The sequence below is a fragment of the Gracilibacillus ureilyticus genome, from assembly GCF_900111195.1.
Lineage (GTDB): Bacteria > Bacillota > Bacilli > Bacillales > Amphibacillaceae > Gracilibacillus > Gracilibacillus ureilyticus.
Genome location: NZ_FOGL01000003.1, coordinates 55,425 through 72,382 on the forward strand (window position 1 = coordinate 55,425; position 16,958 = coordinate 72,382).

At 37.1% G+C, this 16,958-nt stretch carries 20 protein-coding genes; 11 read left to right on the forward strand and 9 right to left on the reverse strand.

The genetic code is table 11. The annotated features are described in order from the left end of the window. Window positions 1–80 precede the first annotated feature (80 nt). Both BMW36_RS04660 and BMW36_RS04665 read left to right on the forward strand, forming a co-directional pair. Window positions 81–518: a carboxymuconolactone decarboxylase family protein gene (locus BMW36_RS04660; protein ID WP_175480363.1), complete on the forward strand. Its 438-nt coding sequence runs from the start codon at window positions 81–83 to the stop codon at window positions 516–518. Between the two features lie 102 nt (window positions 519–620). Then, entirely contained in the window at window positions 621–1,178 is a 558-nt protein-coding gene (locus tag BMW36_RS04665) for a thioredoxin family protein (protein ID WP_089739537.1), read from the forward strand. 87 nt (window positions 1,179–1,265) lie between these two features. Here BMW36_RS04665 and BMW36_RS04670 read toward each other — a convergent pair whose 3' ends face one another. Next, window positions 1,266–1,853 (reverse strand): NAD(P)H-dependent oxidoreductase, encoded by a 588-nt coding sequence (locus BMW36_RS04670; protein ID WP_089739539.1) that lies wholly within the window; start codon window positions 1,851–1,853, stop codon window positions 1,266–1,268. Between the two features lie 116 nt (window positions 1,854–1,969). Here BMW36_RS04670 and BMW36_RS04675 point away from each other — a divergent pair, with 116 nt between their 5' ends. Next, window positions 1,970–2,407, forward strand: a complete 438-nt coding sequence (locus BMW36_RS04675; RefSeq protein ID WP_089739541.1) for a MarR family transcriptional regulator — start codon at window positions 1,970–1,972, stop codon at window positions 2,405–2,407. 118 nt (window positions 2,408–2,525) lie between these two features. Here BMW36_RS04675 and BMW36_RS04680 read toward each other — a convergent pair whose 3' ends face one another. Next, the gene (locus tag BMW36_RS04680; protein ID WP_089739543.1) at window positions 2,526–3,308 is read right to left on the reverse strand and encodes an SDR family oxidoreductase; all 783 of its coding nucleotides are present in this window, start codon (window positions 3,306–3,308) and stop codon (window positions 2,526–2,528) included. A gap of 169 nt (window positions 3,309–3,477) precedes the next feature. On the opposite strand from BMW36_RS04680, the gene BMW36_RS04685 reads away from it, so the two are divergent. The 4 genes from BMW36_RS04685 (at window position 3,478) to BMW36_RS04700 (ending at window position 5,831) form a co-directional block, all read left to right on the forward strand. Then, window positions 3,478–4,086 carry a histidine phosphatase family protein gene (locus BMW36_RS04685; protein ID WP_089739545.1) on the forward strand — a complete coding sequence of 203 codons (609 nt, stop codon included), beginning with the start codon at window positions 3,478–3,480 and terminating at the stop codon, window positions 4,084–4,086. A 118-nt stretch (window positions 4,087–4,204) separates the two neighbouring features. Next, window positions 4,205–4,582 (forward strand): fluoride efflux transporter FluC, encoded by a 378-nt coding sequence (locus BMW36_RS04690; protein WP_089739547.1) that lies wholly within the window; start codon window positions 4,205–4,207, stop codon window positions 4,580–4,582. Further along, complete coding sequence (gene crcB, locus BMW36_RS04695; RefSeq protein WP_089739549.1) at window positions 4,579–4,947, forward strand: fluoride efflux transporter CrcB; 369 nt, start codon at window positions 4,579–4,581, stop codon at window positions 4,945–4,947. The genes BMW36_RS04690 and crcB overlap by 4 nt, the downstream gene beginning before the upstream one ends. A gap of 83 nt (window positions 4,948–5,030) precedes the next feature. Next, on the forward strand, window positions 5,031–5,831 hold the full coding sequence (locus BMW36_RS04700; RefSeq protein WP_089739552.1) for a polysaccharide deacetylase family protein: 801 nt from the start codon (window positions 5,031–5,033) through the stop codon (window positions 5,829–5,831). 34 nt (window positions 5,832–5,865) lie between these two features. On the opposite strand, the gene BMW36_RS04705 is transcribed toward BMW36_RS04700, so the two are convergent. From BMW36_RS04705 to BMW36_RS04725, 5 genes are all read right to left on the reverse strand, one after another. Further along, window positions 5,866–6,468, reverse strand: coding sequence for a DedA family protein (locus tag BMW36_RS04705; protein ID WP_089739553.1), 603 nt, complete (start codon window positions 6,466–6,468; stop codon window positions 5,866–5,868). Window positions 6,469–6,512: 44 nt separating this feature from the next. After that, complete coding sequence (locus BMW36_RS04710; RefSeq protein ID WP_089739555.1) at window positions 6,513–6,695, reverse strand: hypothetical protein; 183 nt, start codon at window positions 6,693–6,695, stop codon at window positions 6,513–6,515. Window positions 6,696–6,821: 126 nt separating this feature from the next. Beyond that, the gene (locus tag BMW36_RS04715; RefSeq protein ID WP_089739557.1) at window positions 6,822–7,151 is read right to left on the reverse strand and encodes a hypothetical protein; all 330 of its coding nucleotides are present in this window, start codon (window positions 7,149–7,151) and stop codon (window positions 6,822–6,824) included. 60 nt (window positions 7,152–7,211) lie between these two features. Beyond that, window positions 7,212–8,678: a potassium/proton antiporter gene (locus BMW36_RS04720; RefSeq protein ID WP_089739559.1), complete on the reverse strand. Its 1,467-nt coding sequence runs from the start codon at window positions 8,676–8,678 to the stop codon at window positions 7,212–7,214. Window positions 8,679–8,694: 16 nt separating this feature from the next. Beyond that, window positions 8,695–9,246 carry a tyrosine-type recombinase/integrase gene (locus BMW36_RS04725; RefSeq protein ID WP_089739561.1) on the reverse strand — a complete coding sequence of 184 codons (552 nt, stop codon included), beginning with the start codon at window positions 9,244–9,246 and terminating at the stop codon, window positions 8,695–8,697. A gap of 175 nt (window positions 9,247–9,421) precedes the next feature. Here BMW36_RS04725 and BMW36_RS04730 point away from each other — a divergent pair, with 175 nt between their 5' ends. The 4 genes from BMW36_RS04730 to BMW36_RS04745 all read left to right on the forward strand — a co-directional run bounded on the left by BMW36_RS04730 (window position 9,422) and on the right by BMW36_RS04745 (window position 15,319). Beyond that, the gene (locus tag BMW36_RS04730; RefSeq protein ID WP_089739563.1) at window positions 9,422–10,414 is read left to right on the forward strand and encodes a sugar-binding protein; all 993 of its coding nucleotides are present in this window, start codon (window positions 9,422–9,424) and stop codon (window positions 10,412–10,414) included. After that, window positions 10,411–11,823 carry a sensor histidine kinase gene (locus BMW36_RS04735; protein ID WP_089739565.1) on the forward strand — a complete coding sequence of 471 codons (1,413 nt, stop codon included), beginning with the start codon at window positions 10,411–10,413 and terminating at the stop codon, window positions 11,821–11,823. The genes BMW36_RS04730 and BMW36_RS04735 overlap by 4 nt, the downstream gene beginning before the upstream one ends. Window positions 11,824–11,839: 16 nt before the next feature. Then, window positions 11,840–13,393 carry a response regulator transcription factor gene (locus BMW36_RS04740; protein WP_089739567.1) on the forward strand — a complete coding sequence of 518 codons (1,554 nt, stop codon included), beginning with the start codon at window positions 11,840–11,842 and terminating at the stop codon, window positions 13,391–13,393. A 525-nt stretch (window positions 13,394–13,918) separates the two neighbouring features. Beyond that, window positions 13,919–15,319 carry a sugar porter family MFS transporter gene (locus BMW36_RS04745; RefSeq protein WP_089739569.1) on the forward strand — a complete coding sequence of 467 codons (1,401 nt, stop codon included), beginning with the start codon at window positions 13,919–13,921 and terminating at the stop codon, window positions 15,317–15,319. Window positions 15,320–15,550: 231 nt separating this feature from the next. Here BMW36_RS04745 and BMW36_RS04750 read toward each other — a convergent pair whose 3' ends face one another. After that, window positions 15,551–16,681, reverse strand: a complete 1,131-nt coding sequence (locus BMW36_RS04750) for a GerAB/ArcD/ProY family transporter (protein WP_089739571.1) — start codon at window positions 16,679–16,681, stop codon at window positions 15,551–15,553. A gap of 21 nt (window positions 16,682–16,702) precedes the next feature. Beyond that, window positions 16,703–16,957 carry a hypothetical protein gene (locus BMW36_RS04755; RefSeq protein ID WP_089739573.1) on the reverse strand — a complete coding sequence of 85 codons (255 nt, stop codon included), beginning with the start codon at window positions 16,955–16,957 and terminating at the stop codon, window positions 16,703–16,705. Window position 16,958: the final 1 nt, after the last annotated feature.

The following is a 16,958-nucleotide window of genomic DNA, read 5'->3' on the forward strand; positions in this document are numbered from 1 at the left end:
CGGATAAATTAGCTGCAACATGTCACAAATCCTCCTTTCACATTGTCTTAATAGTGAAAGATAAAAAGGGAGGAATTATAATGGGACCAAGAACTAATTATATGGAGACAGCACCGGAATTAGTCAGGCTTATCGGTCAATTGGAAATGTACAAAAACCAGACAGGATTTGATAAGAAGTTAATCGAATTAATAAAAATCCGGGCCTCACAAATTAACAATTGTGCATTTTGTATAAACATGCATACAAAAGATGCAAGGAAATTAGGCGAGACGGAGCAGAGACTCTACTGTCTGAGCGCTTGGCATGAAACTGATTTTTACTCAGAAGAAGAAAAGGCCGCACTCGAATTAACAGAAGCGGTGACAATGATTTCCTCAAATGGTGTGTCTGATCAGGTGTATGAAAAAGTCCGCCAGCATTTTGACGAAAAGCAGTATATCGATTTAGTTGGATTAATTATCACCATTAATTGCTGGAATCGACTATCGATTGCGAATAATAATGTACCAGAATGAGGAAGATTCAATTGCTCTTTCTCGCTCCTATAATTTTGGTGAACCATCTATTTTGCATATCAAGGAGACAACTATTAATATGAAGAGAAAGAGGTGATGTAAATGAAAACGGAAAAGCAATATTTCGAGGAAGGTAAATCTATTCAGGCATACATGGAGGAAATGAGCACATTAAAACAGGAAAGTATGAAAGTTTACGAAGAATTTCAGCTTCCTGATGATGAACTCATACAGTTATTGAAACAGCATCCACTAAACTTTTTAGTGATCACAGAAGACTGGTGTGGAGATGCGATGATGATTAATCCGGTCATTCGAAAAGTGGCAGAGGCTGCAAATATCGATGCAAGAGTTACATTACGAGATGAAGATACAGAGCTAATTGACCGTCACCTTACCAATGGAGGAAGGGCAATTCCGATTGTTCTCATACTGGATGACGAAGGAAATTTAATTGGTAAATGGGGGCCAAGGGCTCCGGAGGTTCAGCAGATAGTTGATGAATTTCGCTCTGAATTACCTGCTAAAGAAGATCCTCAATTCCAAGAAAAACAAAAAGAGATGATTTCCACACTAACAGGAAGATATGTTAATGAGCCTCAACTTTGGGCATATGTTTATGACAGCTTTAAGGATACTTTACTTCATTTGATAAAGTGAGGCTGCTGATCTGCAGCATATTCAGAAAGTAACTTAAATAGTAATCAAGGCTGCTTATTAGGGAAGCAGCCTTGGTTACATTAACAGTTATTTTTTAATTTTACTAAAATAATGATAAATTTTATTCAATTTTTGATCATGCTTCCCATTACTGTTCTCCATACTGCCAAATTCAAAAAACTTCACTTTGCTAATCCCCACAAAATTTAAAGTTGCTTTCTTTATTAAAGCTTTATGAGCATTATTTAATAAGAAAAATGGATAAAAGGCAGGACCTTTCATTGTTGAAACGCAAACTGCAGTTTTTCCTTTCAGTAACCCTTCTGCGGAATATTTCCCTTTATCTTTATAGGCAAAATTAGAGGCTAATACCTGATCAAAATATCCAAGTAACATTGCTGGCGGTCTTCCCCACCATATAGGATAAACAAACACTAGCTTATCTGCCCATACAATTTGTTTTCTATATTCCTCCATCTCAGGATCCTTGTGCATATCACGTCTCCTTTTCTGGTCATTGAAAGCAAGTGCTGGGTTAAATTTCTCTTCGTATAAATCTATCACCTTAATTTGCTTAATTCTCTCATTAGCTTTGGAACCTTCCATAACTTTCTGTAAGAAGTCATAACATAAGCTATGATGATTAGGGTGTGTATAAACAATTAATACATTCATTCATTCACCTCACTTAGTTATCATTTGATAATAATATAACGCTTTTTATAAATAGTTGTCAATTGATAATTGTTATTTGTTAACTATTTTGTTATTTTGTAATGGAGGTGAAAACAATGGAACAGCATTCATTTTTTGAAAACTTTATAGCGTTTACTGCAAGTGTTCACCGTGTAACCCATGAATTAACAATCGATTGTATCCCTGATAACATAACCCCAGTTCAATACAGTATTATGGAACTCATAGCGGTCAGTGACCCATTGACATTAAGTCAAATAAGTGATTGTCTGCGCATTTCCCTTCCGAACGCAAGCCGTGAGGTTAGAAAATTAAATGAAAAGAAACTTCTCAAAAAGACTGGCGATTTAAATGATAGAAGGAAGCAGTATATTCAACTATCTCAGCAAGGAGAAAAGATAATGAGTGGTATATTTGAATGTATTAAAGAGAGACTTCAAAAAAGATTGAACGGCATTTCTGAAGAGGAATTAAAACAAGGGGAACGTGCAATGAGTGTATTGATGGATAATGTGTTTGCAGAAGATAATTAAAAAGGTAACCTGAGTCTGGGTGAGCAGGACTCAGATCAATTTTTTTAGCTGGTACATCCATAACGAGAAAAAAAGCCTGGCATGGAATCTCAGTTCTTCGCCAGGTTCGCTGTCATCTTTAATATTTATAGGACTGTCCGCCATCAATCGGAATTACTGCTGCATTAATAAAATCTGCCTGATTGGATAACAAGAACGCAACGAGATATCCTACTTCTTCCGGTTTGCCGAAACGCTTCATTGGATTAACACTAACAAATTCCTTGCCAGCTTCCTCCCAATTTTCACCGCCAATTTGCTTTAACGATCCTTCTACCATTGGCGTCATAATCGCGCCAGGTGCTATAGCCTTAATGCTAACGCCATATTGCCCATACTCTACGCCGGAATTTCTAGTTAATCCGACAACCCCGTGTTTACTGGCAGCATAACCTGATTGATTACCAACTCCGCGTATACCTCCAACAGAGGCGGTATTTACAATAGAACCGAATCCCTGTTCCTTCATTACTTTTAATGCATGTTTCATTCCGTAAAAAACACCATTTAAATTAATGCTTACAACCCGTTCGAATTCATCGACAGTGTAGTCTTCTGTTAAGTTTTGTTTTCCTTCAATCCCTGCGTTATTAAAGAACCCATCAATCTTACCAAACTTATCTACTGTTATCTCGATATATTTTTTTACGTCCTCTTCATTTGTTACATTGGCTTCAACTAATTCAATCGTTGTGTCTGGTGCATGAGATAGAATCTCGTTTTTGCTTTCTTCTAAGCCATCTTTGTTCACATCAACGAGTATTAGTGTTGCTCCTTCTTTTGCGATTTGAAGTGCGGTTGCTCTACCGAGACCTGACCCACCGCCGGTTATAATCACTACTTTTTCCTGAAAACGTGTCACCTCAAATTCCTCCTTTTCTGCTAAATTCATTACTTAATATGCTAAAATAATATCTATCTATACTAATTAGAATAAATATACAACCGCTCTTCATTCAGTGAAACATTGAATCAATAGACAGAATCTACATATTTCATGCTATAAAAACTTCTAAAAAGAGGTGAGCTATATGGCAATATTTTTTGTGCGGCATGGTAAAGATGATGAAAGTTATCGCGGTGGGTGGAGCCAACGTGGGCTTATAGCAGAGGGAATCGAACAGTCACGAAAATTAGGAAGCTACTTGGCGGGGAAGAATGACGATTTTAAAATTACGCGGATCATATCCAGTGATTTGACTCGCGCGTTGGAAACGGCAGAATGTATTACTGATCATCTCCCGTTAGAAATAGAACATTCTGAAAAATGGCGTGAAACAAATAATGGAGTTTTAGCTGGAATGGCAAACGAAGAAGCAAATCTTAAATATCCAGGTCTATATTTTAGCAGTTTAGCTATGGATGAGAAGTATCCAGGGGGAGACAGTCCAAATGAGACCTATTCAAGAATAAAGCAAGTATGGGAAGATATATGTGAGGAACATAAGGAGAACGAGGGAGAAAATATTTTGATCATTACACATGGCGGGGTAATTAATATCGTTTATCACCTTTTGAAAGGTTTAGAGTGGACGAATAAAACTTCACGGTTCCCTGTTACATATACAAGTATTCATGCTGTAGAATTTCAAAATAAATCCTGGTGCTTAACTAAAGAAAATGAAACAAATCATCTGTAACAGATAGCTTCTAAGCCCCGGAAGGAGCAATTAATATAAGGTCAGATGACTTTTTTTAGTAAAAACCTGACCTAATAGAAGTCTTCTGATTCATTGGAATATAAGGGGGATTGATCCAATGGTGTATTTATTAATTGGATTAGCCGGGTTTATTGGGGCGGTACTTAGATATTTAGTTGGGCTGCCTTTTAGTAGTGAAGAGGCCGTGTTTCCTTTTGGAACATTAATCGCTAATTTAGCAGGAAGCTTTATATTAGCATACTTAACAAATATTCTATTTAAAAAGTGGCCTATCCCGGCAAATATACAAACAGCCCTTGCTACAGGACTAATCGGGTCATTTACAACATTCTCGACACTTAGTGTAGAAATGGTGACACTATTACAGCACAATAAAACTTTATTAGCATTTATTTATTTTGTAATAAGCTTATTCGGTGGTTTATGGATGAGCAGATTGGGATTTTGCAAAAGGATAGAGGTGAAAAAGGCATGACACTTACTTCTGTTTTGTTAGTGGGGACGGGTGGTTTTTTTGGTGCAATCAGTCGTTATGCTATTAGTCAGATAATTAATAAAAAAAATACCTCCCGTATACCTATAGCGACAGTTATCGTCAATTTAACCGGCTCTTTTTTATTAGGTATTATTATCGGAGTTGGTCTGAATAACATGATAACACTTTTATTGGGGACAGGATTTATGGGTGCTTTTACGACGTTCTCCACCTTTAAGCTCGAAGCTGTCCATCTCCATATAAACAAAAGGAAAAGAGAATTTATCTACTCTCAGTTGATTTGTTATGCTGGGGGTATTAGTTTAGCTTTTATCGGAATGATGATAGGAAATTATTTCTCCTGATAATCAACATAAGAGCCTTTTCCTATTGTATCTGTTATAATTGCTAAAAATGTAAACGGTTAACAAAGAAGGGATGAGTATAATTGCCGCAAATTACAATGACCTTTCCTGAGGGGAAAAATAAAGTAGTTACAATGAGCTATGATGATGGAAAAGCTGCTGACCGTCGTCTTGTCGAAATTTTTAATAAGAATGGGATTAAAGGTACCTTTCACCTGAATTCCGGCCTGCTTGGACAAGGGGACAGGATCCCGAGAGAAGAAATTGCTGAATTATTTCAAGGCCATGAAGTGTCCGCACATACGGTCACACACCCAACAATAGCTAGGTCACCAAAAGCCCAGTTAATTGAAGAGGTGTTTTTTGACCGGAAGATGTTAGAGGAAATAGTGGGTTACACTGTACGGGGTATGTCCTATCCGAACGGTTCCTACAATCAATCAATTAAAGAACTGCTTCCACATCTAGGAATTGAATATTCACGTACGGTAAACAGTACAGAAAGCTTTGCCATGCCCGATGACTTACTGGAATGGAATCCCACCTGTCATCATAATAGAAATCTAATGAAGTTAGCAGAGGATTTTGTTCAGCTGCATAAAACTCAATATTTGTATATGTTTTATGTATGGGGCCACAGTTATGAATTTGACCATGATGAAAATTGGAATCTTATCGAAGATTTCTGTACGTTTATCGGCAATCGTGAGGATATCTGGTATGCTGCCAATATTGAAATCGTTGATTATTTAAATGCTTTTCAAAACCTTAGATTTTCAGCGGATAGCCAGTTTGTTTATAACCCTTCCGTGATGTCTGTATGGTTAAATGTTGAGGGGAAATTCCTTGAGGTTAAAGGCGGGGAGAATACTAGACTAACATAAGATGCAGAAGGCGTAGCCCTCTGCATCCATTTCATTATTTTTTCTTCTTATAGTAAATGACAACTGTAGCTATCAGCCCGATAAATATACATAGATAAGCCACATTTGAATAAGTATCCATCCATGAAGAGATATGTTCCCAATTCTCACCTAACATAGCACCGGTCATTATTAAAATGATATTCCAAATTACTGTACCAATTATTGTGAAAACAAGGAATATCCAAATATTCATTTTTGCCATTCCAGCAGGTATAGAAATTAAGCTGCGGACCAACGGAATCATTCGACAGAAGAGAATGGTCCAATATCCATACTTCGCGAACCATTCATCTGCTTTTGCCAAGTCTTTATTGGAAATGCGAAGGATATGCCCCCACCTATCAATTATTTTTTCTAATTTGTTTACTTTGAGGAGAAGCCCAATTCCATAAAGAGCTATCGCGCCTACAACTGAACCGAATGTGGATGCAGTAATAACTCCAACAATAGTTAAACTGGAGTAGGTTGTCATAAAGCCGCTAAATGGAAGTACGATTTCAGAAGGAATAGGCGGAAATATATTTTCGACAGCCATCATAAAGAAAATGCCCCAATAGCCATATTCCTCCATTATATTAGTTATAAGGTTTTCCATAGTCTCCTCCATCTTAAGAAATAATTATAGATTAAGTGGGCTCTTTATTTGATAATTTCACTCCAGGTATTTATCATATCCCATGAGAAACCAGGCAGTTTTGATAGTGTGTCATTCGCTCCTGATATTTCACCAGCAATATATACAGAACCAAAGAAGATTATGCAAATAAACAGAATTGCTGCATAACATTCTATGACTTGTTTAAAGTTACTATTACTTTTCATTTTGAAGTTTAAATCTCCTTCTCTAATTATTGTACATGAAAAAATAAACCTTAGAAAACTGAATCAGATTTTAAAAAGTATGAAAAATATGCCTAGAGACTAGACAAACGAAGGAATTATAAGTGATTAGAGGTAATTGGAGGAATGCTGAATAACACTGCAATTTCGCAGCATTTGATAATTTGTATAAATCATACGGGACGACAGCCTGTTTAAGTGCGCATCATTACTTATAATGGAAGTGTTAACAGCTTTCATTGTCGCCGCGGATTTTGACTTTTGAATATTATATGATGCATGTTCTGTGATTACATCATCATAAACTGCTAGTTCCTGTGCCGATACAATTATTTCACTGTCATTACCAGCTATAGACCGCACCTCGTGTGCCGGGTTAATAAGTGTAGTTGACGTAACAAGTAATGACAATATAAAAAGCAAAAGGGCATTTCGCATTTAGGATTCACCTCCATTCACTTATTAGTATAAATAAGGGTAAAGAAAAAGTAAATTCTCTTATGCCTTTAATAAGCGGTTCAATTTTAGTTTGCTTCGTTTTGAAACTAAAATATATAATATATCGCCGGCGTTAATTTTTGTATCACCTGTAGGTGTGACTAAATCATTGTGTCTAATAATAGCATTGATAAGCACATCCTGGGGGAAATCAATATCTTTAATGGTACTACCATTCAATGTCGATTCTTCGTTCACTTCATACTCCATAATCTCTGCATTTGCTTTGCCAATTGAAACTAGTTCCAGAGAGTGACTAGGTTCGACTTTCTTCGGCCCGGTTAGTTTTAAAGATTTTGCAAAAACAGCAATTGTAGAACCTTGTAACAAAGTAGAAGTTAATACAACGAAAAATACTACATTAAAAATCATCGGACTATCTTCGATTCCTGCGATTAGCGGGAATGTCGCAAGTACAATTGGAACAGCCCCTCTAAGACCCGCCCATGAAAGGAAGATTCTCTCCCTCCATTCAAAGCCCATCCTGAATATGGACAGAAAGACAGCGATAGGTCTTGCAATAATAATTAGTATTACAGCTAACAGAAGCCCTTTCCACATGACATCAAAGGTGAATAATTGAGAAGGGAATACTAATAATCCAAGAATGACAAACATGAGGATTTGCATAATCCAAGCAAAGCCTTCATTAAATTTTACAATTGAGTGACGGTAGGTCAGGTCTGCATTACCAATAATCATTGCAGCGAAGTAAACGGCCAGTAAACCACTTGCACCGACAAAATCAGTAATACTGTATGCAAGCAAAGCAAAAGCTACTGCAAATACAGGGTACAGTCCACTTGAATCCAAATTAACCCGATTAATAGAATAGATACCGAGTTTTCCAAGTAGAAAACCAATTAACAAGCCTATGCCCATTTGCCAGAAGAATGACAGGATTAATAGAATGTAGGAAGGGTTATCGATTGTTAATAATTGAATAAAAGAAATTGTTAAAAATACGGCCATTGGATCGTTTGTTCCAGACTCCACCTCAAGCGTTGCGCCTAAACGTTCCTTAATATTTTGCCCTTTTAGTACAGAAAAAACGGCAGCTGCGTCTGTCGAACCGACGATAGAACCGAAGAGAAATGCCTCAAACCATCCGATATCCAATATTAATTTAGCAGCAATTGCTACAATAGTCGTTGTTAATAACACCCCAAGAGTTGCCAGGGATAAAGCGGGCTTGGCAACAGATCTGACGGTAGAGAACTTTGTCTGTAAACCACCTTCAAACAAGATGATTACAAGCGCAATTATCCCGATAACTTGCGCAAGCTGTGCATTATCAAAATAGATGAATCCTAGCCCCTCGCTGCCGCTAACCATTCCGACCACTATAAATAAGATGAGGGCCGGTACACCTAATTTAGTTGATATTTTCGTTGTCAGTACCCCGACAATTAACAGCAATGAAGCTACAAAAATAAAGTGTTCCAATGTTAATAATCCATGTTCCATTTAGTTCGTCTCCTTTCTATAAGTTGACATCAATTTGTATCAATGTATCTTCTTCTTTTTCTATTCCTAAGTATTCGAGTGTTTCAAGAGTTGAAGAATGATGGAGTATTTTCTGCAGTAAGGATATTGCTACACCCTTCTTATAGGCATGATATCCAAATGTTTTCCTTAAAGTGTGTGTTCCAACATTTTCTGTTATTCCGATTTCTTTTGCAGCATGATTGATAATTCGATATGCTTGCTGCCGGGTAATTGGAAGTTCACTTTTCTGTGATTTAAACAGGTAGTGATCCATCTGAAGATTATTACATTCCAAATAGGATTTTGTTGCGTTTTTAATATTGTGATTAAGATAATAGGGGGGATCGGTGTCTCTGAGAAAAATGAAGTCCTTCATCTGCTGGCCATCCCAGACATGACTGACTTTAAGGTGTAATAGATCATTAAGACGAAGGCCTGTGTTTATACCGACAGTAAAAAACACATAATCTCTTTTCGAATGGTGAAATAAGAGCTGCTTTATTTGATTGATTTGATCAATTTCCTTAATTGGATGAACAAATTCCATAACGAACCTCCTCTTAATAATGTTCCTTAATATTAATTATAGCATTATTATGTAACATTATCTACAAAGGTGCTTCCATGCCCCAGATACACGGTCGGTATTTGTTTTGGGATTTTAACCATGATAAGATAAAATGGTTTTTAAAATATATCACTTCAATACAGTGGGGGAACTTATGAATCGAAAAACTATTATCTATATAATCCTTTCTGTATGTCTGTTTATCTCTATTAGCTTCTCGATCTATTACTATACTCAAGCTGAACATTACGATCAGCAAATAGATGAAGTGACGGAACCGGATTCCTCTTTACCGGCATATCATTTTGTTCTAATCGGAGAGGAAATGGATCATGATTACTGGCGGCTAGTTGGAGAAGGTGCAAAAGACACAGAAGAAAAATACGATGTTTTTGTAGAATATGAAGGACCAAGAAGATCTAATCCGGAGGAACAACTCGAATTACTTGATATTGCAATAAAGTCTGATGTAGATGGCATTATTGTTCAGGCGCTTAGTGATGATTTCCTTCCATTGATAAACAAGGCTGTCAGGGAAGGGATACCTGTCATAACTATCGATACAGATGCTCCCGAGAGCACCAGGGCCAGTTACATAGGAACGGACAATTATGAAGCGGGCAAGCTTGCTGGAGAAACTCTAGTGAAAGATACAAACGGTGAAGCGACGATTGGAATCATTACTGGAAGTTTTACTAATGCGCATCATCAGTTACGCGTGCAGGGTTTCCGTGAAATTATCTCCCGGGAAGAAGGGATAGAGGTTGTCGCCATTGAGGAATCAAATATTACAAGGGTTACTGCGGAAGAAAAGGCATATCAAATGTTAAAGGAATATCCGAACATTGATGCATTATATGGAACGAGCGCATTAGATGGAATTGGCATGGCACAGGCTACCGCTTCATTGAACTTAACTAATGATGATTTGTATTTAATTGCTTTTGACACTTTGCCGGAGAATGTTGAATTAATGAAACAAGGGAAAATTGACGTATTAATTGAACAAAAGCCATATGAAATGGGGTATCGCAGTATTGAATTAATGCTCGATGTGATGGAGGGACTACCGGTAGAAGATGCCTATAACACTGATGTTAACGTTGTTCGGATAGAAGATATAATAAAGAAGAGTGAAGGCTTATGATAAAGATCCGTACGAAATTGCTCATTTATTTTGTTGCTGTTTTGATATTAGTTATTGTGATGTTTTTTGTAAGGGAACAGAATGCTGCAAGAATTATTGAGCTTCATAATGAAAGTACTGAACAGTATTTACTATTAAACGAGTTGACCAGTAAGACAGATCAAACATTTCAATCATTGCAGATTTACGTTCATGAACCGATTAAGGAAAACTTAATCTACTACCAAGAGGATAAGCAGCAGTTGTTAGATTTGCAACAAGAATATGACCAGCTAACATCAAAGGGAATTGAGAAGAAGAACTACTTGAATGTCTTAACAAGTTTCCTTAAGTATAGTGATCAGACAGTCCGGGGTGTAGACGAGAATGATGTTGAACAATACTCATTTTCTTTAAATGAAGCTGATAACACTGCGGATTATATCCATGAGAAAACATTGGAACTGTTAAATGAAGAGTTAACTTCCTATCAGCAGTTTATAACATTAGAGGATAAGAGAATTGCCTATACAAAAAATATGGGGACCGCAGTTTTTGTTTCCATTATTATAGTTAGTGTTTTTTTTGCTGTATGGTTTTCTGACGGAATAACGAGAACAATATCGAATTTAACTAATGCTGCAAAGGAAATATCTGCAGGTAATTATCAGGGCAAGGATGTTGAAGTCCCGACAAAAGATGAGTTATCGATCTTAACAGAGACATTTAATGAGATGAAACGTAATATCTCAGAGTCTGTCACTGAGGTAAAGGAAAAGGCGAGACTTGCTCAATTATTGAAGGAGATGGAATTGAGAAGTTTGCAAAATCAAATTAATCCACACTTCTTATTCAATACGTTAAATACTATTTCAAAAACCGCCTATATCGAAGGAGCTGAACGGACTAGTGACTTAATTTCTTCCATATCATCTCTGCTGCGTTATAATATTGGGAATATGGAACGAGATACTACGATTAAAGATGAAGTGGAGATCGTTAAGGAATACTTCTTTATCCAGGAAAGCCGATTTGGTGACCGAGTAACATTTCGTTTAAATGTGGAGGAAGGTTGCGTGAACAAATCTATTCCTTGTTTAACGTTACAGCCAATTGTTGAAAATGCATTTGTTCATGGTATAGAAGGAATGGCAGATGGTGCAACAATTGAATTACATATCTACCAATATGATCAACAGGTATGTATAGATATTAAAGATAACGGTGCAGGCATGGATCAGACTGCTATTAATCGTATATTTAATTCTGATGAAAGCGATGAAAAGATCGCAGAAAGCCGTTCAGGCCATTCAACAGGAATAGGTCTAAGGAATGTTATTGACCGCTTAAAGTTATTTGATAAAAATAGCGAAATGTCCATTAAGTCAGAACGGGGAAAAGGGACTGTTGTACAGATCAGACTAACTTAGAAAGGGGAAAAGGCAATTGATCAAAGTTATGCTCGTTGATGATGAGGCAATTGAACGAGAAGGAATTCGCCTAATGCTGGAGAGAAACCGGTTAAATTTAGAAATTGTAGCAGAGGCACAAAATGGGGAAAAAGCAATTGAACTTGCAGAGATGCACAAGCCAGATATTATTTTTATGGATATTAAAATGCCTGTCATCGATGGTCTTCAAGCAACAAAAGAGATACTATCTCAATTACCTGACACCAAATGCATTATGGTTTCTGCATATGATACATTCCAATATGCACAGGATGCGATGAGATTCGGTGTGAAGGAATACTTATTGAAGCCTGGCAAAGTGACCGAAGTAATAGAAGCTTTTGATCGTATGGCAAAAGAAGTTCAAACTAAAAAAGCACAAGTAAAAGAGAATGAAACTATACGGGGGAAATTGGAACAATCCAACGCATTAATGGAAATGGAATTAATTGTTTCACTGATGATGGATCACGTCCATGAGTTTAGTAATTGGGATCAGTGGTTTGACATGAATAATATGAAAGGGTTTGTCGCTGTTTTTTCATTTTCATCAGAGTATCTGAATCCGGATTATCATACAAAAGGTGAATGGTACAGGCTATTGAAACAATCATTAGAAGAACAACCATTGAAATGTTTTATTGGTCCTTTAACAAGCTTCCAAGTTCCTGTATTTGTAAAAACCGACGAAAATGAATCAAAGGAATTAAGTGAGAATTTTGCAAAAACAGTCATTCATTCTTCAATTAGCAGGCTGGACGGATGTGAATTAATCGCTGGGATAGGAACACAAGTAGCTAATATACAAAATTTCAGGATCTCATATGAAGAGGCCACATACGCATTAGCGCTAGTCCAAAATCATTCTGATGCTAATTTTTTAGTATATAGCAGTAAGCTGGAGGAGAGAAGAAAGGAATTTATTCCATATGAATTAGAGAAGAATGTATTAGAAGCCGTTCAAAAGGGAGATCAGCAAGATGGAATGAAGGCTTTCGAGCAGTACTTCCAATGGATTCAGCAATATGCTAACTACAACGTGAGTAAGGTACAAAAGGCAACAGAAGACTTTTTCATCATTCTAACTAGATCAACACAAGAATTAGGATTAGACCAGGACTTCTCCATTCCTCTACTTCAGTATGAGACGAATATGCAAATAAAAGAAGCGGCAAAGATTCACATTTTGACAATTATTAAGCAAATTAATGATTGGAGAGCAAACGGGGTTAAAGGTTTACTCGTTCAGGCGAAGGAGTATGTGACACACCATTTTCAAAAGACACTTACCCTGGAAGAAGTAGCAACACAGGTGAATCTTAGCTCCTATTATTTAAGTAAGCTTTTTAAAGAGTATTTTGATAAAACATTTGTAGAATATCTGACAGAATTAAGAATTCAGAAAGCGAAAACTTATCTGTTAAACGGCGCCACCCCGCTTAAAGAAATTGCTATAAATATTGGTTACAAGGATCCAAATTATTTCAGCCGGGTTTTTAAAAAAGAAACTGGTTTGAGTCCGAGTGAATACCGGCATAAATATCAATAAAAAGTGGCCATAAATGAATAATCTATCTGGCGAGACTGGGATATAAAGGAGTTTTTCTTACTCGACCTGCCCCGAGAGTTTATATATTCCATCTCGCTTTTTGATGATAACAACAGCAAGTATAGTCAACTCCTCTTGCTCCACAGCGTATTAATCCTATCTATCAAACACCTAATTCCCATTTGAATTGCTCCCGCAGAAATTGAATAATCCCATCTAGTGGAGGGAAAATGCAACACGCCCGGATAGGTAGTGTTGTTTTCCGAATCTACTCTTACAGCGGGAAATCCAATTCCTTTATTATTTGTCTTTAGCTTACAAATATTGGTTTCGTCCAGGCTGCTTTTTCTAGAAAACCGTGGCCAATCACAAAAAAGTCTAGCATAAAACAAAATAGTGAAGATGAATGCGCTATTTTGTAAATGTATACATGGTAAATTGTTAACAAGCTAGCAAAAATGAAAGCGAATCAACTTAATAAAGAAACCGGTATCAATAAAATAACAGTAAGGGTGAGTGATCAACATGGAAAAGAAACATTCATTATGGTATGTCATATTAATTGCTGCATCTGCCGGTATGGCGGGTTTGTTATATGGTTTTGATACGGCAGTGATTTCGGGTGCAATTGGATACCTTCAGGACTTGTATGACTTAAGTCCGGCAATGGAAGGCTGGGTTATCTCCTGTGTCATGATCGGTGGTGTCATTGGTGTAGCATTATCAGGCTTTTTAAGTGACAAATTTGGCCGAAAGAATATATTAATGGTTTCAGCCATATTTTTTATCATATCTGCATTGGGATCTGCATTCGCTATTGATGTAACGACATTAGTACTTGCAAGAATACTCGGCGGTTTCGGAATAGGTTTTGCTTCCGCATTATCAGTTACGTATATCAGTGAATGTGCTCCGCCTGCAATTCGCGGAAGATTAGGGTCTATGTATCAGCTTTTCACCATTCTCGGTATTTGTGCGACATTCTATATCAATTACGGTGTAGCAAATAGCGGAACATATGAATGGGGACTTGAAGCAGGATGGCGCTGGATGTTAGGGTATGGAACAATTCCCGGGATTATCTTTTTATTCCTCTTGTTCTTTATTCCTGAGAGTCCACGGTATCTGATTCAAAAAGGGAAAGACCAGGAAGCTTATCAAATATTGAAAAGAATTAACGGGGAAGAAATTGCTAAAAAAGAAGAAAAAGATATTAAGGCATCTATTAAAGCAGAACAAAGCAGTTCGGCAAAGGAATTATTAAAACCAGGTTTACGAATGGCAATGGGTGTAGGAGTTTTCCTCGCATTATTTAATCAGGTGATTGGTATGAATGCGGTCACATACTATGGTCCGGATATCTTCCGGAGTGTAGGGTTTGAAAACAATACAGAGTTCTTAGCTACAAGTATTATCGGAAGTGTACAAGTTGTATTTACTATTGTCGCAATCCTGTTAATTGATAAGCTGGGCAGAAAAAAACTGATGGCAATCGGTTCCAGCTTTATGGCAATCTTCATGCTGTTAATCGGCAGTGTGTTTTATTTTTCACCAGCTAATGCAGGAGTGTTGCTCATTATTCTGATCGCTGGCTTTACTGCATCTTTCTGTATCTCGATGGGTCCGATTCCATGGATTATGATTCCGGAGATTTTTCCGAATCATTTACGGGCGAAGGCGGTAGGAATTGCAACCATTTTCTTATGGGGAGCTAACTGGGCTATTGGACAGTTCACACCAGTATTAATTAACAATATGGGCAGTGCCTTTACTTTCTGGATGTTCGCTGTTATAAATGTAATCTGCTTTATCTTCGTCATGACAATCGTTCCGGAGACAAAGAATAAAACACTGGAAGAGATCGGTGAAATCTGGAAGCCGAAAACAGCGGCAAAAAAGAAAAAAACATATGAAGAAATGGTTTGATTGAGTATATTTGATTGGAGATAAATAATCAGTCTACCTAGCAACCGGATAAAGTACAATGCATGAACGGCAGAGTATAGACTGCTGAGGGGACAGCGTAATTGAAAAGACGGCCAGGAGCGGAATGCTCTGGAGGTCGGTCCATTTGCCACTCTAAGGTATATTCCTAAAGACAGCAAACCAGTGAAGTTGAAAGGAATAGACTAACAAAAATGGTTCCAGATAAATTTATTATCCGGAACCATTTTTACTTTGTTCTGTCCCATTCTTTGTCATCTTCTTCACTTTTTTCCTCGCGATAGACGCAAGCAAAATACAAACAGGCAAAATGAACGCAAATACGAAAGAAACAACAAAGTATGGCCCTGAGATAAAAGAATAGGCATTAAATGTATTGGGAACCATGATGGTAGCACCAAAGAATAACAAAAGTGCCAGTGGAATAGAAAAGGTTTTATTATCTTTTAATTTGAACAGATGATTCAAACCGGTTTCCAGGACATAATAAGAGATACATATTTTAAAGAAAATAGTGAAAAACCAGATAAAGGCAACAAGTATTTCTATCCGTTCAAAGAAATCCATAATACTGATTCTCTGACCTAATGCATATATTGGATAAGTATAATGGGTAGTTGCTTTGACACCAAGTACCATAATACATGCAAACGTAATGATAGATAAAATTCCACCGCTAATAAACCCGCCAAGCATTAAACCCCGCTTCGCACTTTTTGGTCTGTTCACTTTATGCGTCATACCAAGAAGAATAAATAACTCCAAATATGTAATCCCAATAATTGGAAGCGCCCCTACAAACGTTCCGATTCGGTTCAGTTGAAAAACAGGTTGAATATTCTCGATGTTGGCATCTTTCATCACAAGGATTGTTACTAGTAATGCAAAAAACAGGGTGAATGGAATGAATACTTCGGCTGTTCTTCCGATAACTTCCATTCCATATCTGACTGCAATAAGAGCAGTAATTACAATTAACAATTCAATTGCTTCTTCGGGGGTACCCATGAGAATTTGCAGTGACATAAAGTCACCGATTGACCAGACATTCGCCACTGCATTGAGATAGATATAACCATTGAAGAAAATGATAAGCATAAAACCTAACCATTTTCCGAAAGTCTCTTCGATAAGGCTGAAAATACTCTTTTCCATCTGCTGATTAATAATAGCATTATACAATAAGATGATCAGTAACCCGGACAGTGTAGCGATGATTACAGTGAGCCACCCGTTTTCTTTCCCGATAGAAGCAGCAATAGATGGGATAAATATTATCGAAGCCCCAAGTGTGTTCATGATAACCAGAATTGTAAATTGCCTGCCGTCAATCTTTTCTATCATTCATCGCACCTCCCGACAGAATTAACCCCCATTCTCCCGGTAGCTTTTCAGCCATTGTCCGATCGGGTCTGAAACTGGTTTTGTCACAGCTTCTACCATGCTGACAATATAGGGGAATTTTATACCGAATAACCCAAGGGAAATAAGGATAACAGCAAGGGTCATGGTAGTCAGAAAGAAGATTAAATCCTTTCTAAGTTTTAATTTGCTCAGTCTCTTTATTTCTATATAAAAGAAGAAAGCACTTATGGACCAGAATAATAATACATTCAGCATA